At 74.1% G+C, this 26,343-nt stretch carries 31 protein-coding genes and 1 pseudogene; 22 read left to right on the forward strand and 10 right to left on the reverse strand.

The features are described from left to right. Positions 1-242: 242 nt before the first annotated feature. Positions 243-1,187 carry a LysR family transcriptional regulator gene (locus tag CLV37_RS25035; RefSeq protein WP_106215476.1) on the forward strand — a complete coding sequence of 315 codons (945 nt, stop codon included), beginning with the start codon at positions 243-245 and terminating at the stop codon, positions 1,185-1,187. Positions 1,188-1,256: 69 nt separating this feature from the next. Here the strand turns inward: CLV37_RS25035 and CLV37_RS25040 are convergent, their stop codons facing one another. After that, on the reverse strand, positions 1,257-2,213 hold the full coding sequence (locus CLV37_RS25040) for a zinc-binding dehydrogenase (protein ID WP_146149591.1): 957 nt from the start codon (positions 2,211-2,213) through the stop codon (positions 1,257-1,259). 99 nt (positions 2,214-2,312) lie between these two features. Between CLV37_RS25040 and CLV37_RS25045 the strand changes: the two genes are divergently transcribed. Further along, positions 2,313-2,753, forward strand: a complete 441-nt coding sequence (locus tag CLV37_RS25045; protein WP_106215478.1) for a MarR family winged helix-turn-helix transcriptional regulator — start codon at positions 2,313-2,315, stop codon at positions 2,751-2,753. Positions 2,754-2,809: 56 nt separating this feature from the next. On the opposite strand, the gene CLV37_RS25050 is transcribed toward CLV37_RS25045, so the two are convergent. Next, positions 2,810-3,199, reverse strand: coding sequence for a winged helix-turn-helix transcriptional regulator (locus tag CLV37_RS25050; protein WP_106215479.1), 390 nt, complete (start codon positions 3,197-3,199; stop codon positions 2,810-2,812). Between the two features lie 72 nt (positions 3,200-3,271). On the opposite strand from CLV37_RS25050, the gene CLV37_RS25055 reads away from it, so the two are divergent. From CLV37_RS25055 to CLV37_RS25065, 3 genes are all read left to right on the forward strand, one after another. Beyond that, entirely contained in the window at positions 3,272-4,198 is a 927-nt protein-coding gene (locus tag CLV37_RS25055; RefSeq protein WP_106215480.1) for an NADP-dependent oxidoreductase, read from the forward strand. Positions 4,199-4,321: 123 nt separating this feature from the next. Continuing rightward, complete coding sequence (locus tag CLV37_RS25060; protein ID WP_106215481.1) at positions 4,322-4,543, forward strand: RNA polymerase sigma factor sigma-70 region 4 domain-containing protein; 222 nt, start codon at positions 4,322-4,324, stop codon at positions 4,541-4,543. Between the two features lie 25 nt (positions 4,544-4,568). After that, the gene (locus tag CLV37_RS25065; RefSeq protein WP_106215482.1) at positions 4,569-5,126 is read left to right on the forward strand and encodes a Clp protease N-terminal domain-containing protein; all 558 of its coding nucleotides are present in this window, start codon (positions 4,569-4,571) and stop codon (positions 5,124-5,126) included. A gap of 23 nt (positions 5,127-5,149) precedes the next feature. Here CLV37_RS25065 and CLV37_RS25070 read toward each other — a convergent pair whose 3' ends face one another. Beyond that, positions 5,150-7,015, reverse strand: coding sequence for an FtsX-like permease family protein (locus CLV37_RS25070; protein WP_170127498.1), 1,866 nt, complete (start codon positions 7,013-7,015; stop codon positions 5,150-5,152). Between the two features lie 5 nt (positions 7,016-7,020). Further along, a complete protein-coding gene (locus CLV37_RS25075; protein WP_106215484.1) occupies positions 7,021-7,821 on the reverse strand; it encodes an ABC transporter ATP-binding protein in 801 nt (266 codons plus the stop codon). Positions 7,822-7,933: 112 nt separating this feature from the next. Between CLV37_RS25075 and CLV37_RS25080 the strand changes: the two genes are divergently transcribed. Continuing rightward, a complete protein-coding gene (locus CLV37_RS25080; protein WP_106215485.1) occupies positions 7,934-8,485 on the forward strand; it encodes a TetR/AcrR family transcriptional regulator in 552 nt (183 codons plus the stop codon). Positions 8,486-8,551: 66 nt separating this feature from the next. Then, positions 8,552-9,568 (forward strand): medium chain dehydrogenase/reductase family protein, encoded by a 1,017-nt coding sequence (locus CLV37_RS25085; RefSeq protein ID WP_106215486.1) that lies wholly within the window; start codon positions 8,552-8,554, stop codon positions 9,566-9,568. An 18-nt stretch (positions 9,569-9,586) separates the two neighbouring features. Here CLV37_RS25085 and CLV37_RS25090 read toward each other — a convergent pair whose 3' ends face one another. Genes CLV37_RS25090 through CLV37_RS25100 form a run of 3 tightly spaced genes read right to left on the reverse strand, consistent with a single transcriptional unit; the run spans position 9,587 to position 11,726 of the window. Continuing rightward, complete coding sequence (locus CLV37_RS25090; protein WP_106215503.1) at positions 9,587-10,420, reverse strand: alpha/beta hydrolase fold domain-containing protein; 834 nt, start codon at positions 10,418-10,420, stop codon at positions 9,587-9,589. Between the two features lie 24 nt (positions 10,421-10,444). Then, a complete protein-coding gene (locus CLV37_RS25095) occupies positions 10,445-11,236 on the reverse strand; it encodes a MerR family transcriptional regulator (protein ID WP_106215487.1) in 792 nt (263 codons plus the stop codon). Positions 11,237-11,240: 4 nt separating this feature from the next. Next, positions 11,241-11,726 (reverse strand): VOC family protein, encoded by a 486-nt coding sequence (locus CLV37_RS25100; RefSeq protein ID WP_106215504.1) that lies wholly within the window; start codon positions 11,724-11,726, stop codon positions 11,241-11,243. Between the two features lie 77 nt (positions 11,727-11,803). Here CLV37_RS25100 and CLV37_RS25105 point away from each other — a divergent pair, with 77 nt between their 5' ends. From CLV37_RS25105 to CLV37_RS25150, 10 genes are all read left to right on the forward strand, one after another. After that, the gene (locus tag CLV37_RS25105; RefSeq protein WP_106215488.1) at positions 11,804-12,130 is read left to right on the forward strand and encodes an ArsR/SmtB family transcription factor; all 327 of its coding nucleotides are present in this window, start codon (positions 11,804-11,806) and stop codon (positions 12,128-12,130) included. Next, positions 12,127-13,053 (forward strand): cation diffusion facilitator family transporter, encoded by a 927-nt coding sequence (locus tag CLV37_RS25110; RefSeq protein ID WP_106215489.1) that lies wholly within the window; start codon positions 12,127-12,129, stop codon positions 13,051-13,053. The genes CLV37_RS25105 and CLV37_RS25110 overlap by 4 nt, the downstream gene beginning before the upstream one ends. An 80-nt stretch (positions 13,054-13,133) precedes the next feature. Beyond that, positions 13,134-13,361 (forward strand): hypothetical protein, encoded by a 228-nt coding sequence (locus CLV37_RS25115; RefSeq protein ID WP_146149592.1) that lies wholly within the window; start codon positions 13,134-13,136, stop codon positions 13,359-13,361. Continuing rightward, complete coding sequence (locus tag CLV37_RS28675) at positions 13,358-13,726, forward strand: FitA-like ribbon-helix-helix domain-containing protein (protein ID WP_245885866.1); 369 nt, start codon at positions 13,358-13,360, stop codon at positions 13,724-13,726. The genes CLV37_RS25115 and CLV37_RS28675 overlap by 4 nt, the downstream gene beginning before the upstream one ends. Continuing rightward, a complete protein-coding gene (locus tag CLV37_RS25125) occupies positions 13,723-14,115 on the forward strand; it encodes a type II toxin-antitoxin system VapC family toxin (protein ID WP_106215491.1) in 393 nt (130 codons plus the stop codon). Before CLV37_RS28675 ends, CLV37_RS25125 begins: the two co-directional genes overlap by 4 nt. A gap of 123 nt (positions 14,116-14,238) precedes the next feature. Beyond that, the gene (locus CLV37_RS25130) at positions 14,239-14,682 is read left to right on the forward strand and encodes a cytidine deaminase (protein WP_106215492.1); all 444 of its coding nucleotides are present in this window, start codon (positions 14,239-14,241) and stop codon (positions 14,680-14,682) included. A gap of 1,131 nt (positions 14,683-15,813) precedes the next feature. After that, positions 15,814-16,407: a DUF308 domain-containing protein gene (locus tag CLV37_RS25135; RefSeq protein WP_106215506.1), complete on the forward strand. Its 594-nt coding sequence runs from the start codon at positions 15,814-15,816 to the stop codon at positions 16,405-16,407. 28 nt (positions 16,408-16,435) lie between these two features. After that, positions 16,436-17,926: a dihydrolipoyl dehydrogenase family protein gene (locus tag CLV37_RS25140; protein WP_106215493.1), complete on the forward strand. Its 1,491-nt coding sequence runs from the start codon at positions 16,436-16,438 to the stop codon at positions 17,924-17,926. 56 nt (positions 17,927-17,982) lie between these two features. Continuing rightward, entirely contained in the window at positions 17,983-18,312 is a 330-nt protein-coding gene (locus CLV37_RS25145) for an EthD family reductase (protein WP_106215494.1), read from the forward strand. A gap of 66 nt (positions 18,313-18,378) precedes the next feature. Further along, complete coding sequence (locus CLV37_RS25150; protein WP_106215495.1) at positions 18,379-18,954, forward strand: TetR/AcrR family transcriptional regulator; 576 nt, start codon at positions 18,379-18,381, stop codon at positions 18,952-18,954. Between the two features lie 19 nt (positions 18,955-18,973). Here the strand turns inward: CLV37_RS25150 and CLV37_RS25155 are convergent, their stop codons facing one another. Further along, complete coding sequence (locus CLV37_RS25155; RefSeq protein ID WP_211298944.1) at positions 18,974-19,840, reverse strand: TIGR03620 family F420-dependent LLM class oxidoreductase; 867 nt, start codon at positions 19,838-19,840, stop codon at positions 18,974-18,976. A 141-nt stretch (positions 19,841-19,981) separates the two neighbouring features. Between CLV37_RS25155 and CLV37_RS25160 the strand changes: the two genes are divergently transcribed. The 3 genes from CLV37_RS25160 to CLV37_RS25170 all read left to right on the forward strand — a co-directional run bounded on the left by CLV37_RS25160 (position 19,982) and on the right by CLV37_RS25170 (position 24,383). Continuing rightward, a complete protein-coding gene (locus tag CLV37_RS25160) occupies positions 19,982-22,216 on the forward strand; it encodes a putative bifunctional diguanylate cyclase/phosphodiesterase (RefSeq protein WP_106215496.1) in 2,235 nt (744 codons plus the stop codon). 102 nt (positions 22,217-22,318) lie between these two features. Continuing rightward, on the forward strand, positions 22,319-22,675 hold the full coding sequence (locus tag CLV37_RS25165; protein WP_106215497.1) for a DUF3817 domain-containing protein: 357 nt from the start codon (positions 22,319-22,321) through the stop codon (positions 22,673-22,675). Positions 22,676-22,838: 163 nt separating this feature from the next. Then, positions 22,839-24,383, forward strand: coding sequence for an ATP-dependent DNA ligase (locus CLV37_RS25170; RefSeq protein WP_106215498.1), 1,545 nt, complete (start codon positions 22,839-22,841; stop codon positions 24,381-24,383). Here the strand turns inward: CLV37_RS25170 and CLV37_RS25175 are convergent. Continuing rightward, positions 24,343-24,912, reverse strand: a complete 570-nt coding sequence (locus CLV37_RS25175; RefSeq protein WP_106215499.1) for an NYN domain-containing protein — start codon at positions 24,910-24,912, stop codon at positions 24,343-24,345. The two genes, CLV37_RS25170 and CLV37_RS25175, sit on opposite strands and share 41 nt — an antisense overlap. 241 nt (positions 24,913-25,153) lie before the next feature. Here CLV37_RS25175 and CLV37_RS25180 point away from each other — a divergent pair, with 241 nt between their 5' ends. Both CLV37_RS25180 and CLV37_RS25185 read left to right on the forward strand, forming a co-directional pair. Beyond that, the gene (locus CLV37_RS25180) at positions 25,154-25,792 is read left to right on the forward strand and encodes an acyl-CoA-like ligand-binding transcription factor (RefSeq protein ID WP_170127499.1); all 639 of its coding nucleotides are present in this window, start codon (positions 25,154-25,156) and stop codon (positions 25,790-25,792) included. A 4-nt stretch (positions 25,793-25,796) separates the two neighbouring features. Then, complete coding sequence (locus CLV37_RS25185) at positions 25,797-26,087, forward strand: DUF1905 domain-containing protein (protein ID WP_106215501.1); 291 nt, start codon at positions 25,797-25,799, stop codon at positions 26,085-26,087. Positions 26,088-26,218: 131 nt separating this feature from the next. On the opposite strand, the pseudogene CLV37_RS29115 reads toward CLV37_RS25185, so the two are convergent. Beyond that, positions 26,219-26,343, reverse strand: a pseudogene (locus CLV37_RS29115) (type 1 glutamine amidotransferase domain-containing protein); the annotation flags it as partial.

Below are 26,343 nucleotides of genomic sequence, written 5' to 3' on the forward strand. Positions count from 1 at the left end.
CGGCGGTCGCGACCGGTCTTGGGAAGCGACCGGCCTGCTGGTACAACGTTGGCCATGACGGCCGCAGGTCATGGACCTGAGCACCCAGGGCAGTGCTGCACCCCGCCTGCTGCGGGTCGTGCGGGTGGACGGGGGAAGACCGGGCTCCGACTGGTGGGTACGACGCTAGGAACGGGTGCGCCCCGGTGTCGAGGCCCAGAACTGCACAGGGGTGCTGCGCTCCTGCACGGTCGGGGCCGTCGGTGACGGGTCAGGACCCGTTCGACTTCCGAGCTGACGACCTGCGCTACCTGGTGGCCGTGGCCGACTCCGGCCGCGTCGTCTCCGCCGCCAAGGCCCTCGGGGTCGACCACTCGACCGTGTCCCGGCGACTGCAGGCTCTCGAACGGTCGCTGGGCGTCAGACTGCTCGATCGGGGACCCGACGGCTGGAACCTGACCGACAAGGGCCAGGAAGTGCTCGAGCACGCCCGGACCGTCGTCAAGGCCATGAGCACGGTCGCGCAGGTCGCGTCCGGGAGCGGGTCCACCTCGCTGTCCGGCACGGTGCGCGTGACCGCCGCCGACGGCTTCGGCGCCGTGTTCGTCGTGCCGGCCCTCGCCCGCGTCCGCGAGCAGCACCCCTCGCTGAACGTCGAACTGGTGACCGGCGCCCGTGAACTCACGCTGCGCGAGAGCAGTTTCGACCTCGCGGTGACCGTGGGCGTACCGACGACCCGGTTGTTCAACGAACGGCTGTGCGAGTACGACAACGCCTTCTTCGCCAGCGACGAGTACCTCGCCCGGCACGGCGATCCGACGTCGCTGGCCGAACTCAGCCACCACCCGCTCGTCTTCTTCGTGGACGCGATGGAGCGCATCCACGAGCTCGACGTGGCGGAGCACGTCCCCGAACCGAACGTCCGTTTCAGCTCGAACAACATCTTCGCGATGCTCGAGGCGGTGCGCCTGGGGGTGGGGGTCGGGCTCCTGTCGAAGTTCATGGCCGAGCGGGTCCCCGGCCTCCGGCCCGTCGCGGCCTACGTGCCACCTGCACGGGTCCCGGTGACGCTCGTCGCCCGACGCGAGTCCGTGCGCCGCCGGGAGGTTCTCGTCGTCCGCGAGGCGCTGCAGCAGGAGGTCCGCGACCGGCGGCACGAGCTCATCTGGACCCGCGGCACGAAGGACGACGCGTCCCGCACCACGTGACGGTCCCCTCACCTCCCCGCGGGACCCGGGGCCGTTCGACCCGGGAGCTCTCCGGCTCCCGGCTGTCGGTCAGGGGACCAGGACCAGCTTGCCGAGGACCTGCCGGTCTTCGAGCCGACGGTGGGCGTCGGCCGCCCGGGCGAGCGGCAGCGTCTCGACGCGGGGCGCGAGCCGTCCTGCCGCCAGGAGTTCGACGAGCGCGGTCAGGTCCTGCCGGAGCGCGGCGGGGTCCTTCTTCGCGGCGCCTCCGACGGTGTACAGGACGACGCGCGCTCCGGGCCGGACCCTCGAGGCGGCGAGGGTGCGGACGAGGCCGCCGACGCGACCGTGTCCCCCGCCGACGGTGAAGCTGAACCCGAAGGACACCACCACCCCGCCCTTCACGACGGCGGCACGGCTGCGAGCCAGCGAGGGGCCTCCGACCGGGTCGAACACCACGTCGACCGGTTCCGGCAACGCGCTCGCGTCGGCGACCACCCGGACGCCCTGCTCCAGCAGCGCCGGCCGCCGCCGCTCGGAGGCGGTCCCGTACACGGTGGCACCGGCGAGCTGCGCGAGCTCGACTAGGGCGGACCCCACGCCACCGGCGGCACCGAGCACCAGCACCGACTGACCGGCGTGCACGCGGGCGACCCGGTGCAGCATCTGCCAGGCGGTGAGGTGGTTCAGCACCAGGGCGCTGACGCGGGGCGCGTCGAGCGCGGGCGGCACCGGCACGGCCCACGCGCTGTCGGCCAGCACGTGGCTGGCGTACCCGCCGGTCATGGTCAGGGCGGCGACCCGGTCGCCCGCAGCCCAGTCACCGGTGCCCGGACCGACCGCCTCCACCGTTCCGACGACGTCGTAGCCGAGGACGCGCGGGGGTTTGCCGGGGTTGCGACCCTGGCGCTGGGTGACGTCGCCGAACGCGACCCCGGCGGCCTGCATCCGCACCAGCAGCTGACCCGGACCGGGCGTGGGCACGGGCGCCGTCCGCAGCTGGAGCACCTCCGGGCCACCGGTTCCGGTCAGCCTCACCTCGGTCATCCCGTTCTCCGTCACGTGGTCCTCCGATGTCGCGCAGATCCTTGAGTTCCTCAACGGTAAGCTTGAGCTTCTCAAGGGTCAAGGACTACGGTGAGACGCATGGGGAACGGGTCGACCACCGCGGGGCCCGACCGGGTCCTGCCCCTGCTGCAGCAGTTGTTCGAGGTCTCGGCCGCGTTGAACGTCGAAGTGGGCAAGGCCCTGGCGGAGTTCGACGTGTCCGGCTCCGCCGGTGGCCTGCTGTGGTTGCTGGACCCCGACCGCCCGCCCCTGCGGATGCGGGAGATCGCCCGCTCACTGGGGTGCGACCCGTCCAACGTGACGCTCATGGGCGACAAGCTCGAAGAGGCCGGTCTCCTCGTCCGACGGCCCCACCCGGACGACAAGCGCTCCAGGGTCCTGGAACTCACCGAGTCCGGGAGGCACCTGCGCCAGCGGCTCCTCGACCGCGTGGTCGCGGCCACTCCCCTGCCCACGCTCACCGTCCGCGAGCAGGACCAGCTGCGGCACCTCCTCGCCAAGTTGAGCAACGCCTCCTGACGCCGCGGACCGACGCGACCGGGAGAACGGCCGACGAGCGCGATCGGGCCTGCGGCTCAGCGGGAGCCGACGCCGGGATCGACGCCGGGCGCGTCGGCCTCGAGGGCGTCGAGGACCGCCTCCCCGTTGACCCGGGCCCACAGGGCCAGTTCGCGGACGGGGCCGGTCAGGCTGGATCCCAGCGGCGTGAGTTCGTACTGCGCGCGGTGCGCCTCACCCGGGTGGGGTTCGCGACGCACGAGGCCGTGGGCCTGCAGCCGGCGCAGGGTCTGGGTGAGCACCTTGCGGGAGATGCCGCCGATCGACTCGACCAGTTCGCCGTGCCGTCTCGGTCCTCGACTGAGCGCGGCCAGCACGACCACCGACCACTTGTCGGCGATGACCTCCACCGTCAGGCGCGCGGGGCAATCGGCGAGGAAGAGCTGTTCCTCAGCGGGGTCGTACACCACCTCACGGTACCCGCTGGTTCCCGGCACCGGCCTAGCGTCGGCACTCCCCCTGAGCGTGAGGAGCAGCAGATGAAGATCATCACCCAGCACGAGCTCGGCGGTCCCGAGGTGCTCACCGTTCGCGATGCCCCGACACCCCGGCCGATGCCGACCGAGGTTCTCGTGCGGGTCGCCGCCGTCGGACTCAACCCCCTGGAGGCACGGCTGCGCGCCGAAGGCAGTCCCCTGCTCGGACCTCCACCGTTCACCCTCGGCTGGGACGTCAGCGGCGTGGTCGAGGAAGCGCTCACCTGGCGGTTGAGGCCGGGCGACGAGGTGTTCGGCATGTCGCTCTTCCCCCGGCCGGCCAGCACCTACGCCGAGTTCGCAGCGGTACCGGCGCTGCACCTGGTGCGCAAGCCGGCCTCGCTCTCGCACGTCGAAGCGGCCGCCCTGCCCAGCGTGGGACTGACCGCCTGGCAGGGGCTGGTCGACCTGGCCGCGGTGGGCGAGGGTGACCGCGTCCTGGTCCTGGGCGGTGGCGGCGGGGTCGGGCACGTCGCGATCCAGATCGCCGCTGCGCTGGGCGCTCACGTCATCACCACCGTCAGCCCGGACAAGCGGAGTTTCGTCGAAACCCTCGGCGTGGCGGAGGTCGTGGACCACACCCGGGTCGCGGTCGCCGACGCGGTCGCCGGCGTGGACGTGGTGCTGGACACCCTGGGAGGGCAGGCCGTGCACGCCTGCCTGCCCGCGGTGCGCCCAGGCGGTCACGTGGTGACAGCGGCCGCCGAGGACGACGAGCAGCTCGTCGCCGCGGTCGAGGCGGCGGGCCTGCGGCTCAGCGGCATCGCCGTGGACCCCGACCCGATCGCCTTGCGCGGTCTGGTCGACCTGGTCGAACGGGGACGGCTGCGGGTCCACGTGCAGGAGACGTTCCCCTTCCAGGACGTCGTCCGGGCCCACCGCCGCCTGGACGGCGGACACCTGCGCGGCAAGCTCGTCCTGACCCTCTGACCCCCCGCCGGTTCCCCGGACCCGGGGGGCGTCGGCCGGAGGGCGGGTCCCCGCGTCGTGCGGGATCACCCCCCGACGTCAACAAGGGTTGACGAATCCCCGATCGTCAACGAAAGTTGACTCATGACCGGCCCCACCGACCAGGACGTCCTGGTCACCCGCAGCACCGACGCCGACCCCGCCGTGGGCCTGCGCGCCGTCGCGGCCCTGCGCCGCCTCCTCGAGAAGCTCGAGGACCTCCAGGTCGCGCAGGCCCGCCGCCTGGGCTGGTCGTGGGCGGACATCGCCGAGGCCCTCGGGGTCAGCAAGCAGGCCGTCCACAAGAAGCACTCCCGCCGGATCTGACCCACCGTCGCACCAGGAGGAACCCGTGTTCGAACGCTTCACGAAACCCGCCCGCGCGGCCGTCGTGCGGGCGCAGGAGGAGGCCCGGGCCCTGCAGCACCACCGCATCGGCGCCGAGCACGTCCTGCTCGGGGTCCTGGCGACCCCGAGCGTGGCCCAGCGCGTCGTCGGCCCCGTCGACCTGGACACCCTGCGGGACCTCGTGCGCCGGCACGCGGCCGGGGAACGCGACGCCGAGGCCCTGCGCAGCCTCGGCATCGACCTCGACGAGGTCCGCCGCCGGGCCGAGGAGTCCTTCGGGCCCGGTGCGCTGGACACGGGACGTCCACGTCGGCGGCTGTTCGGCCGGGGCGCGCCGTCCACGCACGTCCCGTTCGACCGGAGCGGGAAGAAGGTGCTGGAGGACGCGCTGCGCGCCGCGCTCTCCCTGCGGCACAACTACGTCGGGACGGAGCACATCCTGCTGGCCGTCCTCGGGCGGCCGGAGGGGACCGCCGCGACGGTGCTGCGCGAAGCCGGCGTCACCCTCGACCGCGAGAGCGCGACGGAGCAGGTGCTGGCGGAGATCCGGCGCTCGGCCTGATCTGTCGGGGCGCGGTCACGTCCTCACCGGAACGACGAACCCCTCGTCCGGGAACTCACCCGGAACCCCGCGGGCAGCACGCCGGCCGCCACGACGAGCACCGCGGCGGCGACCACCCCGGTGCTCACCGGGACGTCCACGGCGGGCAGCGGAACTCCCGTCAGCGCGTACCCCACCCCGGTCAGCGCGGGAAGGACCGCGACGATCCCCACCACGACGGCGACGGCCGCGGTGACGGCGGCCTCGACCGCCAGCACCCGCCGCAGCTGCCCGGCGCTCGCCCCGGTGCGCGACAGCAGCGCGAACTCCCCGCGCCGCTGGACCGTCTGCCGCCGCAGCGTGGTCGCCGCCGCGGCGGCGATGAACGCCAGCAGCGCCACGAGCAGCCCCAGGGAGAACCGCGCCGAGTCGCGGGCGTCGTCGACGGCGGCCGCCACGAAACCCTCCCGGTCGCTGACCTGCAACCCCATCGCCGTCAGGGCACGTTCGCCGGCCCGCCGGTCCGCGCCCGGGGCGAGCCGGACCAGGAACTGCACCGGCCCCGCGGTGGGGGGAGAACCGATCGCGTAGTCGCCGAAACCCAGCCCCCGCTCGTAGACGGCGACGACCGTGCGCCGCTCGACCCGCCCGGAGTCGATCCGGACCTCCACGGGGTCCCCGACCCCGACGCCGGTGAACTCGACCGCGTCCCGCCCGACGGCGATCGTGGCGGGCCGGTCCAGGTCCCGCAGCGACCCCGAACTCACGGCGAGGTCGAGCCCGGACCGGTCGGCCCCGAGGGTCCGGACCGTCGCGGCCTCCCACGACAACCTGCCGCCGAGGTCGTCGTCGTCGAGGTCGACGCGCACCGACGCGGGCAGGCTGCCGCTGACCGTCACCCCGCTGACCCCCGCGACGGCGGCCACGGACCGGATGTCGGGGGTCGTGAGCCCGTCCGCCGTGGCGACGAGGTCCGCGCGCAGCCCGGCGCGCACCTGGTCCCCGGCCGCACGCACGACCGCCTGGTTCGTCCCGCTCTGCACGACCCCCAGGCTGACGAGGAGCGCCAGCGGCACCACGGCCGCCGAGACCCGGCGCGCCGAACCCCGCAGGTTCAGCAGGGCGAGGGTCGTCGCGGCGCCCCGCCCGCCGATGCGGCCGACGGCCCGCCCGGCGGCCCAGCGCACCAGCAGCGGCCCGGCCAGCGCCGCGGCCACCACGAGCAGCAGGGCCGAACTCGCCGCCGTCGCGGTCGCGGTCGTACCCGACGACGCGGCGGGGGTGCCGGCGGCGGCCAGTCCCGTGGCGGCCAGCGCGGCCGCGGTCCACGTCCGGGCCCGGGCCACGGGGGCGAGGTCGGCGGTGCTGTCACGCACGGCCGCGGTCGGGCTCGGGCGGGTCACCTCCCGCCCGGCGAGCGCGGCGACGACCCAGCCGGTCGGCACGAGGAGGAGGACGGTCACCAGCAGCGGTACGAGCGAGGGGTCCAGCCGCCACCCCGCCGGCACGGCCCCGACCGCGACGAGCAGCGAGGTCGCCCGCGGCGCCAGCGCCGTCCCGGCCAGGGCCCCCGGCGGGACGACGGCCAGCACGAGCACGAGGACCTCGGCGCGGATCGCGGCCCGCACCTGACGCCCGGTGGCCCCGACGGCGCGCAGCAGCGCGAACTCGCGGCGGCGCTCGCGCAGCGCGCCCGAGAGCACGCCGGACACGACGAGGACGACCACGAGCAGGAGGGTGCCCCCGAAGGACCCGGTCGCCGCCAGCAGCAGCGGGAGGTCGTCGGACCGGACGGCGGCCTGGCCCCAGGCGGCCGTCGCCCCGAGCAGCGTCGCGGCGAGCGCGACGATCCCGGCGGCGCCCAGGAACCCGGAACGGTTCACCCGCAGGGAACGGACCGCGGTGCGCACGCCCCTCACCGCCCGAGGTCCAGGAGGCGGGACGCGATCTCGTGGGCACCGCTGCGGGGCAACCGGTCCTGCACCCGGCCGTCGGCGAGGAACACCACCTCGTCGGCCCGCTCGGCGGCCCGCGGGTCGTGCGTCACGAGGACGAGCGTGCGGCCCAGGTCGTCCACGGCCGAGCGCAGCAGGGTCAGGACCTGCTCGGCGGCCCGCACGTCGAGGGCGCCGGTGGGTTCGTCGGCGAACACGACGTCGGGCTCGGTGACCAGGGCGCGGGCGATGGCGACGCGTTGCGCCTGACCACCGGACAGTTCCGCGGGCAGCCGCCGTTGCAGGCCGTCCAGCCCCACGGAACCCAGCAGCGAGCGGACCCGCCCGGCCGCGACGTGCCGTCCCGCGAGGGTCACCGGCAGCGCGACGTTCTCGGCGACGGTGAGGTGGGGGACGAGGTCGTAGCCCTGGAAGACGAACCCCACGTGGTCGCGGCGGACCCGGGTGACGTCGTCGGGACGCAGCGCACCGAGGTCGCGCCCGGCGATCCGGACGGTCCCGGAGGTGGGGCGTTCGAGCCCGGCCGCGCAGTTCAGGAACGTGGACTTGCCCGACCCCGAGGGCCCCATGACGGCGGTGAACGTCCCCGGCGCGATCGTCAGGGTCACCGCGTCGAGCGCGACGGTCACGTCGGGGCCGTTCGGGAAGTGCTTGGTGACGGCGTCGAGCTGGACGGCCGCAGCGGTCTGCGGCGGCCGGGTCGGGGTGGGCTGGGGCTGGGGCACGGGAACTCCCGGGGTCGCGGTCCTCACGCGATCCATGCTCGGGAACCGCGGCGGGCCGTCGCGAGCGGCGCAGGGAGGCACTCGGCGGGCTCCACCCTTCGACGCAAGAGGGTTGACATCGAGGCTTTGTGACTGTTCACTCACACACATGGCAGCGACGAGGTCGACCGCGGAGGCGCAGCGGGCGCTCGCCGTCGCGAGCGCGACGCGGGTCTTCGCCCGCGCCGGGTACCACGCGACCCCGGTGGCCGCCGTGGCCGCGGACGCGGGGATCTCCCCCGCGTACGTGTTCCGCCTCTTCGACGGCAAGCTCGGTCTGTTCACGGCCGCCGTCGACCACTGCTTCGCCGACGTCGTCGCCGCCCTGCGCGCCGGCGCGGAGCGGGCGGCGGACCGCTCCCCCGAGGCGGTCCTCGACGCCATGGGCCTGGCGTACGCCGAGCTCATCGCCGACGAGGACCTGCTGAGGTTCCAGGTCCACACCCAGAGCGCCACGGACGTCCCGGAGATCCGGGAGGCCCTGCGCCGCGGGCTCGCCTCGGTCGTCGACGTCGTCACCGAACTGTCCGGCGCGACTCCCGAGGCCGTCCAGCGGTTCGTGGCGTGGGGGCAGTTGTGCCACCTCGTCGTCACCGCGGGCCTGGACGACGTGCCGAACTCGTGGGCCCGGACCCTCAGCGCGGGCCTGCGCCACTTCTGACCCCCCACCCGGGGGAGTTCCTCGTGCCCGAAGTTGTGACTGACCAAACACACACAAGGAGAGACCGTGCTCACCACCCGGATCGTCCTGCCCGGCCTCGTCGAACCCGACGGGCTGCGCGTCGAACACACCGACCTCCCCGCCCCCGCGACCGGGCAGGCCCTCGTCGCGGTCGAGGCCACGGGGGTCTCCTACGCCGAGCAGCAGATGCGCCGCGGGAAGTACTACGACCAGCCGGCGTTCCCGTTCGTCCCCGGGTACGACCTCGTGGGAACCGTCGTCGAGGTGGGACCGGGAACCCCCGCCGACCTCGTCGGCCGGCGGATCGCCGCCATGACCAAGACCGGCGGGTGGTCGACCCACGCGCTCGTCGACGTCGGCGACCTCGTCCCGGTGCCCGACGGGGTCGAGGCGGCCGAGGCTTCCACGTTCATCGTCAACGGGGTCACGGCCTGGCAGATGCTGCACCGCGGTGCGAGGGTCCGCGCCGGTCAGACGGTCCTCGTCCACGGTGTGAACGGCGGCGTCGGAACCGTCCTCGCGCAACTGGCCCTGCGCGCCGGGGCCCGCGTCCTCGGCACCGCGTCGGCGCGCCACCACGACGCCCTGCGCGCCCTCGGGGTCGAACCCGTCGACTACCGCGGCGACGTCGAGGCCCGGGTGCGCGACCTCGCCCCCAGCGGGGTCGACGCGGTGTTCGACCACGTCGGTGGCGAAGTGCTCGCGGCCTCGCACCGCCTCCTGCGCCGCGGCGGGACCCTCGTCTCCTACGGCACCGCCGCCACCCGCGACACCACCGGCAACGCGACGCTCCCCATCCTGAAGCTCTTCGTCCGCCTGCAGTGGTGGAACCTGCGTCCCGGCGGCCACCGGGCCACGTTCTTCAACGTGTGGGCCGGCCGCCGGAACCGGGCCCGGTTCCAGGCCCGGTTCCGCGAGGACCTGACGCAGGTGTTCGCCCTGCTGGCCCGCGGGGAACTGCGCGCCCACGTCGCGGCCACGTTCCCCCTGGAACGGGCCGCGGACGCGCTGCGGCTGGCGGAGTCGCGGACCGTCGTCGGCCGCGTCGTGCTGCTGCCCTGAACCCGCCCGACCAGAACCTCAGCCGACCAGGGCCGGGGAGTTCAACAGCCAGTGCGCGACGCGCCGCAGGCTCGCGTCGAACGCCGGGCCCGGGCGGTTGAGGTGGCCGTGCTCGGTCCCGGCCTCGCAGCACGAGAACACCGGGGTCCCCGCGAACACCAGGCGACGGGTGAACTCGTCGGCCGAACCGCGCAACCCGTCGGCCTCGCTCGTGAGGACGAACGTCGGCGGGAAACCCTCCAGGTCGGCCGTGCCGGGAACGGCGGGCACCGGGACGTCGCGCTGCTCGGGCCCGAGGAAACCCCGGTACATCGCGGCGACGTCGGCCGCCGACCACCGCTGGTCCTGCGGCAACCCCGCGACCGCGAGCGCCGCGACGGGGGACTCGGCGGGCGGGACGTCGTGCAGCGTCGGGTAGGCCAGGAACACCGCGGCGGGGACGTCGCCGCCGTCGGCCAGCAGGCGCAGCACGGCGCCGGCGACGAGGTTCCCACCGGCGCTGGCCCCACCGAGCTGGACGAGCCCGGGCGCCACGCCGGAGCTCAACGCGAGGTCGCGGCCCCAGCGCCAGGCGGCGAGGACGTCGTCGGAGGGCACCGGGTAGTACGTGCCGGGCCCGGCGAGGCGGTAGCCGACGGCGACGACCAGGATCCCGGACTCCTGGAGGCGCCGGGCGACGGCGTCGGACTCGGGCATGTCGAGGTCGCCGGCGGCGAAACCTCCGCCGTGGGCCCAGACGAGGGCGGCGGCCGGGGGGCCGGTGGGGGTGTAGACGCGGACGTCGACGTCGCCGTGGGGTCCGGGGACGGTCCGGTCGGTGATGTCGGGGGTTCTGTCGTCGGTGACGGTCACGGTCGGCACGCTACCGGGGGCGGTTCAGGACCAGGTGGCGGTGTCCGGGTCGACGCCGTGGGCGCGGGCGTTGGCCTCGACGACGGCGCGCAGCCACGCGGCGAGCCCGGGTTCGACCGCGTCGTAGTGCGCGCGGAAACCCTCCTCGGTGGTGTAGCGCCGGGCCAGGCAGACGTGCCGGGCGTGGGAGCAGTCGAGGTGGACGGCGATCGAGGCGCGGTGCCGTTCGGCGAGGGCGTCGGCGGCCGGTGAGCCGGGTTCGACGTCCGCCCGCTTCGCCGCGCCCAGGTCCGCTTCGAGGGCGGCGACGTCGCGGGCGAGGAGTTCCCAGTCGCGCGGGGTCCGGTCCGCGGCGTGCTCGGCGTACTGCCGCCAGGCGTCGGTCCCGCCCCAGCGCTCACGGGCGACGGCGGTCCAGGCGGGGTCCCAGCCGTCGCCGAAGAGCGCGACCTGCTCCGCGGGGGTGAGCTGGGGGCCGTGCTCGGTGGCGTCGATGAGCCGGTCCACGGCGGCCAGGGCCCGTCGCGTCCGGTCGAGGCGGTCGAGGAGTTCCGCCCGCTGCCGGTGCAGCAGTTCCAGGGCGTCGCCGCCGGTGCCGAGGAGGTCGACGATGTCGGCCAGCGGGACGCCGAGTTCGCGGTAGCGCAGGACGCGGTGCAGACGGGCGAGGTCGTCGCAGGTGTAGGTGCGGTAGCCCCCGGCGGTGCGGGCGGTGGTGACGAGACCGAGGGTCTCCCAGTGGTGCAGGGTGCGCACGCTCACGCCGAGCTGCTCGGCGGCCCGGCCGACGGCGATCGGTTCGTCCACGCGGGTCATCGTGTCAGCCCGGGACGTCGAGACCCAGGTCGCGCAGGTCCTGCGCGGCCGGGCTGCGGGGGTCCAGGGGCAGCGCGGCGGTCAGGACGACGCGGGTGCCCTCGGGGGTGCGGACCTCCAGCTCGAGGCTGTTCCAGGGTCGGCGCTCGGGGCCGGTGGTGCAGCCGGGGACGAGGTGCTCGCACGCAGCGGCGACCTCGTCGAGCTGGCGCAGCACGCACGCGACGTTCGGGCCGAGGGCGGTGCAGGTGGACGGGTCGCCGGGGACGAGCAGGACGTCCTGGAAGCGCCAGCGTCGCAGGTGGGTGAGCCGGCCGGGGACGGTGAACAGGTCGACGAACCCCAGGCCACGGGTCCAGAACTCGACGGACGCGGCGAGGTCGGCGGTGGGGACGGTGGGGAACATCGGCATCCCGTAGACGCGGTCCTCGACGGGCGGGGGTTCGGCGTCGAGGTCGGGGACGGGGACGGTGCTGTGGGTGGTGTCCATCACGTAGCGGCTCACGTCCCCGACGGTCCGGCCTGACGTCGCGTCAGGGTCAAGCCACCTCGACGATCCAGTTCTCGATGTACTGTCGTGGGGTGATCGCGACGCACGCCCAGGTCCTGGCCCGCTTCGGCCACGCCCTGTCCGACCCCACCCGGTCCCGGCTGCTGCTGGCGCTGCGCGAGTCCCCGGGGTACCCGGCCGAACTCGCCGACCTGCTCGGGGTGTCCCGGCAGTCGCTGTCGAACCACCTGTCGTGCCTGCGCGGCTGCGGCCTCGTCGCGGCCGTCCCCGAGGGCCGCCGCGTCCGCTACGAGATCGCCGACGCCCGCATGAGCCACGCCCTGGGCGACCTGCTCGGCGTCGTCCTCGCCGTCAACGAGGAACTGTGCGAGGTGGTCTCGTGAGCCACGGGCACGGCCACGGTCACGGCCACGAGCTGGCCCAGAACCGGAAGCGGCTCACCGCGGCGCTTGCGGTCACCGCCACCGTCCTGGTCGCCGAGGCCGTCGGTGCGTTCGTCTCCGGGTCGCTGGCCCTGCTGGCCGACGCCGGCCACATGCTCACCGACGTCGCCGGTCTCGTGATCGCGCTCATCGCCGCGTCGCTGGCCGCGCGCCCGGCGTCGGCACAGCGCACCTGGGGGTACCGCCGGGCCGAGGTCCTCGCCGCGACCCTGCAGGCCGCGGCCCTGCTGGCCATCGGCGTCTTCGTCCTCGTCGAAGGGGTGAAGCGACTCGTCGAACCGCCGCAGGTCCACTCCGGGGCGATGGTCGTCTTCGGGGTCGTCGGCCTGCTCGGCAACGTCCTCGCGCTGTGGCTCCTGCTGCGGGGGAACGCGAAGGCCAACGTCAACGTGCGCGCCGCGGTCCTGGAGGTCGTCAACGACGGGCTGGGGTCGGTGGCCGTGCTGCTGGCCGCCGCCGTCATCGCCCTCACCGGGTGGACCCGCGCCGACGCCGTCGTCTCCCTCGTGATCGGGGTGCTCATCGTCCCCCGCACGCTGAAGCTGCTGCGGGAGACGACGTCGGTGCTGCTGGAGTCCACCCCGCCGGGGCTGGACCTGGAGGACGTGCGCCGCCACCTGCTGGAACTGCCGCACGTCCACGCCGTCCACGACCTGCACGCCAGCCTCATCACGACGGGCCTGCCCGTGCTGTCCGCGCACGTCGTGCTCGACGACTCCTGCTTCCGGGACGGGCACGCGCCGGAGATCCTCGACCGGTTGCAGTCCTGCGTCGCCGAGCACTTCCCCGTCGCCGTCGAGCACGCGACGTTCCAGCTCGAACCCGTCGGGCACTCCGGTCACGAGACCGCGACGCACGACTAGGGCGGATCCTGGAGGAGCGACGTCACGGACACCTCGAGGAGCGCGGGGTGTCGACGGCGTGCACGAGGGAAGGTGTCCTGGTGAGCGAGAAGCCGTGGTGGCACACCACGAAGACCCGCAAGCAGTCGCTCCTCCTGGGGCTCACGTGGAGCCTGCTCGCCGTCGCCCATTGGGCACTCCTCGACTACCGCGGCACCGCGACCTGGCGACTGCTGCCGCCCATCGGCTTCTCAGTCCTGGGGCTCGTCTACATCACGTCCTGGGTCATGCGTGGGCGCCACGAGCGCAGCAGCAACACCTCGCCGTGAGCTGGATCGTCCCGGGGTGCGGGGGCGTGGTCGTCCCGCGCCCAGCGCACGATCAGGGACGGCGGCAACTCTACAGTCTTGCCCAAGACCGGGTGATTGCGGAACAGATGGTGGAGCGCCAGAATGGCGCCATGCCCAGCGTTCAGATCAAGGACGTTCCCGACGAGACGCACGCCGTCCTACGGCGTCGCGCCGCTCTTGCTCACCAGTCCCTGCAGGAGTACCTCCTCGCCAAGCTCGTCCAGGAAGCCAGCACCCCGTCCCTCGAGGAAGTCCTCGAACGAGCCGGTGGGCGAGCCGGCGGCAGCTTGTCCTTCCGCGATGCCGTGACGGCGGTGCACGAGGACCGTGACCACCGTTCGTGATCGTCGTCGACGCCAGCGTCCTGGCCCCAGCACTCGTCGACGACGGGCCCGACGGGGATCGGGCCCGGGACCGTCTGCGCGGCGAGATCCTCACCGCTCCTGAGGTGATCGACCTCGAGGTGGCCTCCGTCCTGCGCCGCGCGGCCGCGGGCGGACGCTTGCCCGAGCGTCGTGCCGATCTCGCCCTGCGCGACTTGATCGACCTTCCCCTGCGACGTGCCGCGCACCGAGCCCTCCTGCCTCGCTGCTGGGAGCTGCGGCACACCGTCACCAGCTACGACGCCGCCTACGTCGCCTTGGCCGAGGCCCTGGACGTCGTGTTGGTCACCGCCGACGCGCGTTTGTCGCGTGCGCCGGGGATCACGTGCGAGGTGGAAGTCCTGAGCTGATCCACCCGCACGTGCCGCTGTCGAGGACGTCGCGGACGTCGCGGTCATGGCGACGAGCGCAACACTCGCTCATGGCGAAGAGCGGATGACCGCACACCCGCCGGTCGACCCGACAATGGTGCGGTGCCCGTCGATGAACCACTGATCCGAGCTGCCGTCGATCAAGCCGACCGCCGTTGGCCGCGGCGCGACGCCGTAGCTGCTGCGATTCGCCTCGAGGACGGTGCAATCCTGACGGGTGTCTCACTGGCCAACTACAAGGCCGCGATGACCCTGTGCGCCGAGACCGGTCCGATCTGCACCGCGTACTCCAACGACCAGACGATCGTGGCGTCGGTGTGCGTGAGCATCGACCGGGCCATCGGCACGCGATCGGTGCTCGCTCCGTGCGGGACGTGCCAGGAACGACTCGCCCTCTGGGGACCCGACGTCGATGTCGGTGTCGCCGACCCCGCGGATCCGGCCGCGTGGTCCAGCCGGAAGCTGCGCGAGCTGATCCCCTTCTACTGGGCTGCCGCGTCACAGGTGGACAGTGCATGGCCGGCGGTGTCTGACCACGAGTGGTGAGCCCAGGACGACCGCGCGGTCATCTCGCGCTCAGCGCACGATCACGCTCAGCCGGCCTACCGCTCATGACGAACAGCGCGATGCCCGTCCGCTGGAGTGGTACGTTCCGACCCACTCACGAGACGTGAATAGGTTGCAACGCAACACTTCGGCGGAGCGTCGACATCGCGTGCACCGAGTCGAAAACCTCACGGTCATCCCGCGCTCGGTGCACGTTCACGGCGCTCCGGAGACGTCCACTGGTGTCGACGAGTGGGCGGTGAGGAAGCTGGCCTGCGAAGATCCGAATCCGTCGTCGATCGAGGAGCGACCGTGCTGGCCGACTCACCCATGACCATCGTGATGATCGTGATCGTGGTGATCGCGGTCGTCATCGTCGGTCTCCTGGTCGCACTGGCCGAGCGCCGCCGCTGACGACCATCCCCGTGGGGGCACCGTGAGGCCGCCTCGGTCGACCTCGCGGTCATCTGGGTCTGCCCCCGCGCGATGTGCGTGAACCGGGACTGGCAGCGCATCCACGTCGGTCGGATCGGCCCGGTGCAGCTCGGCGCAGGAGCCGAGCGCCCGCCAGGTCACGGCAGTTCACCGGGACGGACGGAGGCGACGAGGTCGCCGAGCGGGACGGCCGGTCCCCGGGAACGAGCCGGTCCCGGCGGAACACCGTCCGGTGAGCGCCTCGCGACCTCGAACCAGGACGGCACCCCTGCCGTGAACTGTTCCCAGTTCCGTTCCCGTCGCACGGTGCCGTAGGCGCTCACCGCGCTGTGGTCGGGACTCGGGCACCGTCGAGGAGGACGTCTTCGAGCACCTGGCGCATCCGCACCTCGGCGGCCCGGTCGTCGCCGCCGCGCCTGGTGACGAACTGCTCACGAGCCTCCCGGGTGACCCGGACCGGCGAACTCGGACCGCTCGCCCGGCCCGGAGCGGCCGGTGGTCCACCGTCCGTCCACGAAACCTCCTCCGCGGGAACCCGGCCCCTGCCGTCCGGCTCCTTGCGCCGTCGCCGCGGGGCGGCTACGGTTCACAAACCAGAGTGACTAGTCATTCTACTTTCGGGACCGATCGTGTCCCGCTCCCCGACCGGGCCGCAGAACCCCCGGTCCCCCGCCCGTGACCGTCGAGAGGACCACCGTGCGCACCACCGACTCCCCCGCCCCCACCGCGACCGGCACGCCCGCCGCGACCACCCCCACCGCGACCCTGCGCAAGCTGTACCTCGCCCGCTTCGCCTTCGCCCTCGTCTGGGCCGGTGTCGTCCTGTCCATGGCCGACACCCTCGGCGGCCTCACCGCCGCCCTGCTCGTGCTCTACCCGCTCGTCGACGTCGCCGCCGCCGTGGTCGACGCCCGCGCCTCCCGCGCCGCCGGCGCCACCCGGCGCTCCCTGACCGGCCTCCACGTCAACGTGGCCGTCAGCCTCCTGACAGCCGTCGCCGTGGGTGTGGCCGCCACCTCCGGGATCCCCGCCGTCCTGCGCGTGTGGGGGGCCTGGGCCGTCGTCGCCGGCCTCGTCCAGCTCGTCGTCGCCGTGCGCCGCCGCCGCGCCGGGGGCCAGTGGCCGCTCATCGTCAGCGGCGCCGTCTCCACCCTGGCCGGCGCCTCCTTCATCGCCAGTGCCGGCACCGGTGACCCCACGCTGTCCGGCGCCGCCGGCTACGCCGTCCCGGGCGGGATCTTCTTCCTCGTCTCCGCCCTCCGCCTGGGCCGCAGCGCCCGGAACCGCTGACCGCACCCACTCCGACGAAGGACACGCCATGACCCCCGACACGAGCACCACCACGAACCGGACCAGTGCGACCTTCGACGTCGTCGTCATCGGCGCGGGACCGGTGGGCGAGAACGTCGCCGACCGCGTCGCGCAGGCAGGTCTGAGCGCCGCCGTCGTCGAACGCGAACTGGTCGGCGGTGAGTGCTCCTACTGGGCCTGCATGCCGACGAAAGCCCTGCTGCGCAGCGCCTCCGCCCTGCGCGCCGCCCGCCGGGTCCCCGGCGCCGCCGAGGCGGTCACCGGCGACCTCGACGTCGCCGCCGTCCTGCGCCGTCGCGACGCGTTCGCCTCGGACTGGCGCGACGACGGGCAGGTCGCCTGGCTGGACGGCGCCGGGATCACCCTCGTCCGCGGCCACGGACGCCTGACCGCCCCCCGCACGGTCGAGGTCACCGTCGCCGACGGCAGCACCACCACCCTCACCGCCCGGCACGCCGTCGTCGTGGCCACCGGCAGCAGCGCCCGGGTCCCCGACATCACCGGTCTGCGCGAGGCCGCGCCCTGGACCAGCCGAGAATCCGTGGCCGCCGGGGCCGTGCCCGCCCGCCTCGCCGTCATCGGCGGCGGCGTGGTGGCCGCCGAGATGGCCACCGCGTACTCCGGCCTGGGCTCGCAGGTGACGGTGCTGGTGCGCGACGGGATGCTGCCCCGTGCGGAACCGTTCACCGGCGAGCACGTCACCGCCGCCCTGCGCGAGAACGGGGTGACGGTGCACCTGGGCACCGTAGTGGCTGCGGTGCAACGGGATCCGACAGGAACCGTGCACCTCGTCCTGGCCGGCGGCGAGGCCGACGGGCAGCGGGTCGAGGCCGACGAACTCCTCGTCGCCGTCGGGCGCACCCCCAACAGCGACGACCTCGGCCTGCAGACCGTCGGGCTCGAACCCGGGTCCTGGCTCGCCGTCGACGACACCCTGCGCGTCCTGGGCGCCGACGGGAAACCCCTGGACGGGGACTGGCTCTACGCCGCCGGCGACGTGAACCACCGCGTGCTGCTGACCCACCAGGGCAAGTACCAGGCCCGCGCGCTCGGCGACGCCATCGTCGCCCGCGCCCGCGGCGAGGCGCTCGACGACGCCCCCTGGGGCCGGCACGCGACCACCGCCGACGAACGCGCCGTGCCGCAGGTCGTGTTCACCGACCCCGAGGTCGCCTCCGTCGGTCTCACGGCCGCGGACGCCCTGGCGGCGGGCCTGGACGTGCGGGTCGTGGACCACGACCTGGCCGCGGTGGCCGGCTCGGCCCTGCACGCCGAGGGCTACCGGGGCCGGGCGCGCATGGTCGTCGACGAGGACCGGAAGGTGGTCGTCGGGTTCACCCTCGTCGGCCCCGACGTCGCGGAACTCCTGCACGCCGCGACGATCGCCGTCGTCGCCGAGGTTCCCGTCGACCGGTTGTGGCACGCGGTCCCCGCCTTCCCCACCGTCAGCGAGGTCTGGCTGCGACTGCTGGAGGCCTACGCCCGGCCCGCCGCCTGACCCTCCCCGCCCACGACGCACGACACCGAACCCGAGTACAGGACCCAGGACCCGCCATGACCACCAAGATCACCTTCGTCGTCGACAACCCCTCCGACCCCGCCGCGTTCGAGAGCGCCTACGCGCGGGTGAGGGAGCTCGCCGGCACCCTGCCCCTGCTCCAGCGCCTGGAGTCCGCCACGGTGTGGCCCAGGGAGGACGGCTCACCCACCCCGGCCCACCGGACCCTGGACCTGCACTTCAGCGACTACGCCGACGCCTCCGCCGCGGTGGGCACTCCCGTCGCCGGCGAACTGTTCCAGCGCCTGCTGGCCACCGGCACCCCGTTCACCGCGCTCTTCTGCGACGTCGAACCCTCGGAGCACGGGCACACCGTCGTAGAATGACCGGACATTCCACACGGTGGTCGAACTCCCCGCGGGTGACGACGCGGAGAGGCAGGAGGGTCGGGCATGACGACGGCGAACGCGAAGACGTCGATGCGCGACCGCCTGGTCGAAGCGGCGAGCGCGCTGTTCTACACGACGGGCCTGCGGGCGGTGAGCGTGGACAAGGTCATCGAGCGGGCCGGGACGACCAAGGTGACCTTCTACCGGCACTTCAAGGCCAAGGACGACCTCGTCGCGGCCTACCTGCAGGCCAGCGCCCAGCGAGAACGCGAAGGGGTCGAGGCGGCGTTCGCCGCGGCCGGCGGGGACGTCCGCGTCGCCCTGGCACGGCTGGGGGAACTCATCGGCGCCTCGGCGTGCCGGCCCGGGTTCCGCGGGTGCGCGTTCATCAACGCCGCGGCGGAGTACCCCGACGCGGACAGCGCCCCCCGCCGGGTCGTCGACGCCCACCGGGCCTGGTACCGCAGCGCCTTCCAGGACCTGGTGGCGCCCCTGGGGGTGCCGGACCCCACGGCGGTGGCCGAGGACCTGCTGCTGCTGCGCGACGGGGCGATGGTCGCCGGCTACCTCGACGACCCCGCCGGGCTGGCGGCGTCCTTCGCGCGCAGCAGCAGCGCCGTGGTCAGCGCCGCCCGCTGACCCCTGCCGGCCGCAGGGCTCAGCGCCCCCGGACCAGCGCCGCCGCCAGTTCCCGGAACCCCTCGCGGGGGAACTCCCCGCGCCCGCCGAGGAGCTGGAGCGCGACCTCGTCCGCCCCCGCGTCGACGTGCCGCTGCACGCCCGCCGCGACCCGCTCCACCGGACCCCACGCGACCAGCGCGTCGACGAGCCGGTCGCTGCCGCCCCCGAGCAGGTCCTCGTCCCCCCAGCCGAAGCGGCGCAGGTTGTTCGTGTAGTTCGGCAGCGCCAGGTACGTCGCCAGGTGCTCGCGGGCCGTGGCGCGGGCCGAGTCCGGGTCGGCGTCCAGGACGACGGCGACCTCCGGCGCCAGCCACGACCCGGTGCCGAGGGCCTCGCGCGCGGCCACCGTGTGCTCGACCGTCACGAAGTACGGGTGCGCCCCCGTCGTCCGCTCCCGGGCCAGGTCCAGCATCTTCGGGCCCAGCGCGGCCAGCACCAGGCGCTCGCGCGGCACGCGGTCGCCGAGGGCGTCCAGGTACTCGACGGTGCGGGAGAACGGCTTCTCGTAGCGGCCGCCCTGCCCCTCCACGGCCGGGGCGTGCGAGTTGCCCAGGCCCAGCAGGAACCGGCCGGGGTGCTTCGCCTCGAGATCGGCGAAGGCGGCCGCGGACTGGTCCGGGGTGGCCGTCCAGATGCTGACGATGCCGCTGGCGACGCCGATCGTGCGGGTCGCGGCCAGCAGGTCACCGAAGGCGGGCAGGATCCCGTCGCCGAACCCGCCGGAGAACCAGATGCGGTGGAACCCCAGCTCCTCGACCTCGGCGGCCACCTCCCCGGCCTCCGCGACCCGCGCCGGGTCCTGCCACGGTCCGCCGCCCCACAAGCTGATCTCCGCTGCGCTCACGCGGGCGGCAACCCCGCTGCGTGGTCGGGTGTTCCTTACCGGACGCGCCCGCACCCCCTGATCGGGCGAATGAGTCCCCGGCCGGTCACGTCGATGACACGGAGGCCGGCACGGGGCCGGGACCGGGGACGAGGGGGGACGATGCCCAAGCGGGACGTCGTGGTGCTGGGGGCGCTCGCCGCCCTGTGCGTCGTCGTCGGCGTCCTCCCGGCCGCCGACCCGCGCCGGTGCGCCGACGTCGTCGCCCTGCTCGTGCACGCCGGCGCCCTGCTCACCGCGGCCCTGGGTGTCCGCCGGCACCGCCCCGTCGTCGTGCGGGCCTGGGTCGCGGTGCTGGCGCTCGTCGCCACGGGCCTGGGCGCGAGCGCCCTCACCGTCTCCGGGACCCACCCGTCCGCCGCCCGGTGGGGTGTCGTGGCCGTCCAGGTCGTCGCCCTCGTCCTCGTCCCCTTCGTCGTCCGGACGCTGCGTCGCCCCCTCGGCGAGGTCCGCGCCACCTGGCCCGACGTGCTGCTCACCGTCGGCGCCGGGGCCCTGCTCGTCGTGCAGGTCCTCGCGATGCTGCGCGCCGCCGGCCCCACCGACCCGGCGGTGCTGCTGGGCACCGCGGCCGACGTCGTCCTGGCCATCGTGCTGCTGCGGATCCTCACCACCCGCCAGGGGATGGCCCCCGCGACCGCGCTCGTGCTGCTGGCTGCCGGGTCCCTGCTGGCCGTCGCGGCCCTGGTCACCGCCCGGGCCGACCTCCTGACCGGTGAGCGCCACCTGCTGCAGGCCGTCCAGTGCGTGGCCGTCGTGCTGCTGGCCGCGGCCGCCACCCACCCGAGCATGCGCCTGGTCGGCACCCCCTGCGCCGGCGGGGACCTGCGGGGGGAGGGGCAGCGCCTGCTCAGCGTGCTGCCGGTCTTCTGCGCGGTCCCCGTGCTGTGGGTGCTGGGCGTCCTCGGCGTCCTGCCCGACGTGGTCGTCGCGGTCGTCGCCCCCAGCGGGTACGTCCTGGCCTGCGCCGGGGTGGGCCTGGCCGCGCTGTCGGTCCGGCGCGCCGAACGCAGCGCCGTCCGCGACCCCCTGACCGACCTCGTGAACCGCCGCGGCCTGCCGGGCGCCGCCGAGCGCCTGCGTCAGCGCCTGCGCGGTGAGGACCTGCACCTGTGCCTCGTCGACCTCGACGACTTCAAGCAGATCAACGACACCCGCGGGCACGCCGTGGGGGACGCGCTGCTCGTCGAGGTCGCCGGGCGGTTGCGCGGGGCGGTGGGTCCGCGCGGCGTCGTCTCCCGCACCGGGGGTGACGAGTTCATCGTCGTCGCCTGGACGTCCCCGGACGACGAGGAGGGCCCGGCCGACCTCCTGCTGACGGCCCTCGACGCGCCGTTCGAGTTCAGCGGGCTGCCGTACCAGGTCAGCGCCAGCATCGGCATCGCCCCGCTGCGCGCGGGTGTCGCGTTCGACGACGCCCTCGTCGACGCCGACGTGGCGATGTACGCCGCGAAGCAGGCCGGCAAGGGCCGGGCGCAGGTCTACCGCCCGCAGCTGCGCGAGAAGGTCCTCGGCGGCCTGGTGATGCAGCAGGAACTGCGCAGCCTGCTGCTGCAGAACGGCCGGCCCGAGGAGGTCGGCGAACTCGTCGTCGTCCACCAGCCGATCGTCGACCTCGGCGACGACCTCGTCCCGAGGATCGTCGGCGTCGAGGCGCTCGTGCGCTGGAACCACCCCCGCTCCGGTCTGGTCATGCCGGACGAGTTCCTGCCGCACGCCGAGGCGGCCGGGCTCGGCGCCCGTCTCGACGAGCACGTCGCCTCCCGCGCCCTCGCCGACCTCGCCCGCTGGGACGCCCAGGGGCTCGGTGAGCTGCACGTCGCCGTGAACCTCGGCGTCGGGAGCCTGCACCGGCACGGCATGAGCCGCTGGATCACCGAACTGGCCGCCCGGCACGGGATCCGCCCCGACCGGGTCCACCTGGAGATCACCGAGCACGAGGAACTGCCCGACGACCCGCGGATCGCGGCGTCGCTGCGCGAGGTCGTCGCCGCCGGTTTCCGCCTCGACCTCGACGACTTCGGCATCGGGTACACGTCGCTGTCGTACGTGCGCCGGTTCCCGATCTCGACCGTGAAGCTGGACCGTTCCCTCACGACCCTCGTCACGGGCGAGGACACGTCCCTGCTCCAGGGCATCTCCGCGCTGTGCCGGGCCCTGGACATGCGGATCCTCGCCGAGGGCGTCGAGCACGCCGAGCAGATCGCCCCCCTGCGGGCGCTCGGGGTGCACCGCGCGCAGGGCCACTGGTTCGGGACGGCCATGGCCGCCGAGGACGTCCCGGGGTACGTGCGGCGCCTCGGGCGCACGGAGGACGACGAACTCCTGACGCACTGACCGGTCCGCGCGGGGGTGAGCGATCCCACACCGCTCCCGGCGCCCGCGTCTCCTACGGAGCGTCAGACTTGGGGGACGCCCCCACCCAGGAGGAGGACCCCCATGACGTCCGGGCCGCTCCCCGCCCGCTGGTTCAAGGTCATCGCCACGTTCGAGGCGATCTCGTGGACCGCGCTGCTCGTCGCCATGTTCCTGAAGTGGATCGTCCACGCCCCGCACGAAGGCGGGGTCCCCGTCGTCGGGATGGTCCACGGCGTCGGTTTCGTCGTCTACCTCCTGTCCACGGCCTGGGCGGCGCGGACGCTGCGCTGGGACCTGCGGCTCACCGCGGTGGGGCTCGCCGCCGGTGTCCCCCCGTTCGGCACAGTCGTCTTCGAGCGCTGGCTGGTCCGGCACGGCCGGCTCACCCCGCGATCGGCTCGCAGCTCCTCCGCGGACGCGCTCCCTTCGCGGGGCTGACGGACCCCACCCCGGCCGCGGGCGCGCCCGGGAGCCGGATCGGACGACCGGGCGTCCAGTCCGCAGGTGGGGAGGTCCGCGAGCGCCGGTGACGAACCCGTGGGCGCCACGATCGCGTCCCCTTCCAGGGGCCGTCAGGTCGGGTGGGCGGCAGGATGGCCGGGTGCTGCTCGCCGACGTCGTCACCACCTCGGCCGCTGTGGCCTCCACCCGGGCCCGGACCCGGAAGGTCGCCGAGATCGCGCAACTGCTCGGGCGCCTGGGCGCGGCGGACGGGACGTCGGACCGGGAGCTCGCGGCCGTCGTCGCGGCCTACCTGGGCGGCAGCCTGCCCCAGCGGCGGACGGGCCTGGGCTGGCGGTCGCTGGCCTCGCTGCCGGCCCCGGCGGACGCCCCGTCGCTGACGGTGCGCGGGGTCCACGAGCGGTTCGAGGCGATCGCCGCGCTGGGGGGCGCCGGGTCCAGGGGACGTCGCGAGGAGGCGGTGCGGGACCTGTTCGCGGCGGCGACGGCCGACGAGCAACGGTGGTTGCGCGGCGTCGTGACGGGCGAGCTGCGGCAGGGGGCGCTGGACGCGCTCGTGCAGGACGCGGCGGCGCAGGTGGCCGGGGTGCCGGCGCAGGACGTGCGGCGCGCGGCGATGCTGGCGGGCTCGACGGTCGAGGCCGTGGTCGCCGCGCTGCACGGGGGCGCGGGCGCGCTGGCGGGCTTCGGGCTGCAGGTGGGCCGGCCGCTGCTGCCGATGCTGGCCTCGAGCGCGACCACCGTCGCCGAGGCGCTCGAGGGTCTGGCGGGACCGGTGGCGGTCGACACCAAGCTCGACGGGATCCGTGTCCAGGTGCACCGCCGCGACGGTGGGGTCCTCATCGCGACGCGGACCCTGGAGGACCTCACGGCCCGCCTGCCGGAGGTGGTCGACGTCGTGGCGGCGCTGCCGGGCGGGGACCTGGTGCTGGACGGGGAAGCCCTCACCCTGGACGAGGCGGGACGTCCGAAGGCGTTCCAGGACACCGCGTCGCGCACGGCGCAGGCGACCGGGACGGCCGTCGTGCCGTTCTTCTTCGACGTCCTGCACGCTGACGGTGCCGATCTGCTGGACACGCCGCTGGCGGAACGTCTGGAGGTCCTCGACGCCCTGGTCCCGCAGCGGTACCGGGTGCCCCGGCTGGTGACCGCGGACCCCGTGCGGGCCAACGAGTTCGCTGAGCACGCCGTCGCGGGCGGGCACGAGGGGGTGGTCGTGAAGGACCTGGCCTCGACCTACGCGGCGGGTCGGCGCGGTGGGGCGTGGGTGAAGGTCAAACCCGTCCACACCCTCGACCTCGTGGTGCTGGCCGTGGAGCGCGGGTCGGGCCGGCGCAGCCAGTGGCTCTCGAACATCCACCTGGGCGCCCGGGACCCCGCGACCGGGGGTTTCGTCATGCTCGGCAAGACGTTCAAGGGCATGACGGACGAGGTGCTGCGCTGGCAGACGCAGCGGTTCCGCGAACTGGCCGTCGACGACTCCGGGTACGTCGTCACGGTCCGGCCCGAGCAGGTGGTGGAGATCGCCTTCGACGGGCTGCAGCGCTCGACCCGCTACCCCGGCGGGCTCGCCCTGCGGTTCGCGCGCGTCGTGCGCTACCGGGAGGACAAGACCGCCGAGGAGGCGGACACGATCGAGACGGTCAGAGGTATCGCGTCGGGTCGAAGTCGGCCAGCGGGATGATCCGGACGCGGGGCAGCACGACATTGAACGCGCGCACGTCGTCCTCGAGGTCGAAGACCTTCAGCCCGCGTTCGGCCAGCGGCGCGTACTGCGAGTTCATGAACTCGCGGAACCCGACCATGCCGACGAGCCGGTCCCCGGTCAGGAGCCGGTCGACCTGCGGCAGGAAGTCGACGTCGTGGGAGCCGAGCAGGACGTCGCCCTCGCGGTTCACCAGGGCGTCCAGCGTGCGCTGGATGCCGATGTCGACGACCTTCTCCCCCGGGCCGCCGGCCAGCGGGATGGGCTGGTAGCCGATCGCGAGCAGCGCGGAGACGAACGACATCGGCAGGTGCCCGTTGGAGGCGTTGAGGAAGAACAGGCCCTTGGCGGGCTGCTGGAACGTGTCGCGGGCGAACTTCAGCAGCCGTTCCCAGCGCGGGCGCTGCTCGGGCCCGGGACGCCCGTCGAGGATCGACGCCCCGAGGGTCGCATCGATGTTCTCGCCGTCCACGACGACGTACGTCGTCCGTTCACCGTCCGCAGCCACCCCTGGAGGCTATGCCATGCGGGCGGGCGCTCGACCCTGGTGCGAGCCCCGCCGACGGGCTGAGCGACGGGCGGGACGGCGGGCCGGTCGTACTCGCGCGGTCGGGCGCTCCCCGGCGCTGCGACGTTCGAGACCTCCCCCGGCACGCGGCGGGGAAGTGTAACGATCAGCACAGGACACCCGCACCCGGACAGCCGAACGACCCCCGCCGGGGGGTCACCTCTGTGGCACGCTGTCCATCGTGACTGAGCACCAGGTGGAGAGACCCGCCCCTCGTCGCGGCAGACCGCCCGCGTCCTCCCGCGAGGAGATCGAGACCGTCGCGATCGACCTGTTCCTGCGCAAGGGCTTCGAGGAGACGACGCTCGCCGAGATCACCGCGGCGGCCGGCGTCAGCAAGACGAGCTTCTTCCGCTACTTCCCGTCCAAGGGCTCCATCATCTGGTGGCGGTTCGACGAGTTCACCTCCGGCTTCGCCGGGCTCCTGGAGGAGGCGGTCCCCGCCGAGGGCGCGACGCTGGACCTCGTGCGCGGCTGCATCATCGGCGCGCTGGAGAAGGTGATCGACGCCGAAGGCTTGTGGATGCAACGTTTCAGGGTGCTGGACGAGTCCACCGAACTGCGTTCGGGCGAGTCCGAGCAGTGGGCCGCGTGGACCGAGCACGTCGCCTCGTTCGTCGCCCGCCGGCACGGTTTCGCCACGGGCGACGTCGCCCCGCAGGGCATCGCCGGCGGCATCCACGGCGCCTACGTCGCGATGCTGCGGCGCTGGCTTCTCGTGGAGAACCCGAGCAGCGATCTGCTGCCCGACTTGGACCGCGAGCTCCAGCCGCTGTGCCGGGTCCTGCAGAGCTGGCTCGACGAGAAACCCTCCACCTGAACCCGTGCAGTACGAGTTCTCCGCCGCGCTGTGGCGGTGGGAGGCGCGCCCGGACCTGTGGGTCTTCGTGAGCCTGCCGCTGCCGCAGTCGCAGGAGATCGCCGACGTGCCCCGGCCGCGGGCGGGGTTCGGCGCCGTCCCCGTCCGGGTGCGCTGCGGCACCTCGACGTGGACGACGTCGATTTTCCCCGGCGAGGACGGCGCGTACGTGCTGCCGCTGAAGAAGGCCGTGCGGACGGCCCAGGGCCTGGAACTGGGTGACGTCGCCCGGTTCGAGCTGGAACTCCTCGGCTGACGGCCCACCGAGCCTTCCGCGGGACCTCGCGCTGAGCACGCACGGCGGCCGACGAGGGCGACGACCGGCGGGTGGGGCGTCCCCGGCCGAGCCGACCCGGGAGCCGGCTCGGGCCCGGGGACCGCATCGGTTCAGACGGAGGCGAGTTCGCCCAGGACGCTGACGAGGACGTCGGCGGCCTCGGAGGAGGAGGCGGGGTTCTGGCCGGTGATGAGCAGCCCGTCGCGCACGACGTAGGAGGACCAGTCGGCGCCCT

The organism is Kineococcus rhizosphaerae (genome assembly GCF_003002055.1).
Taxonomy (GTDB): domain Bacteria; phylum Actinomycetota; class Actinomycetes; order Actinomycetales; family Kineococcaceae; genus Kineococcus; species Kineococcus rhizosphaerae.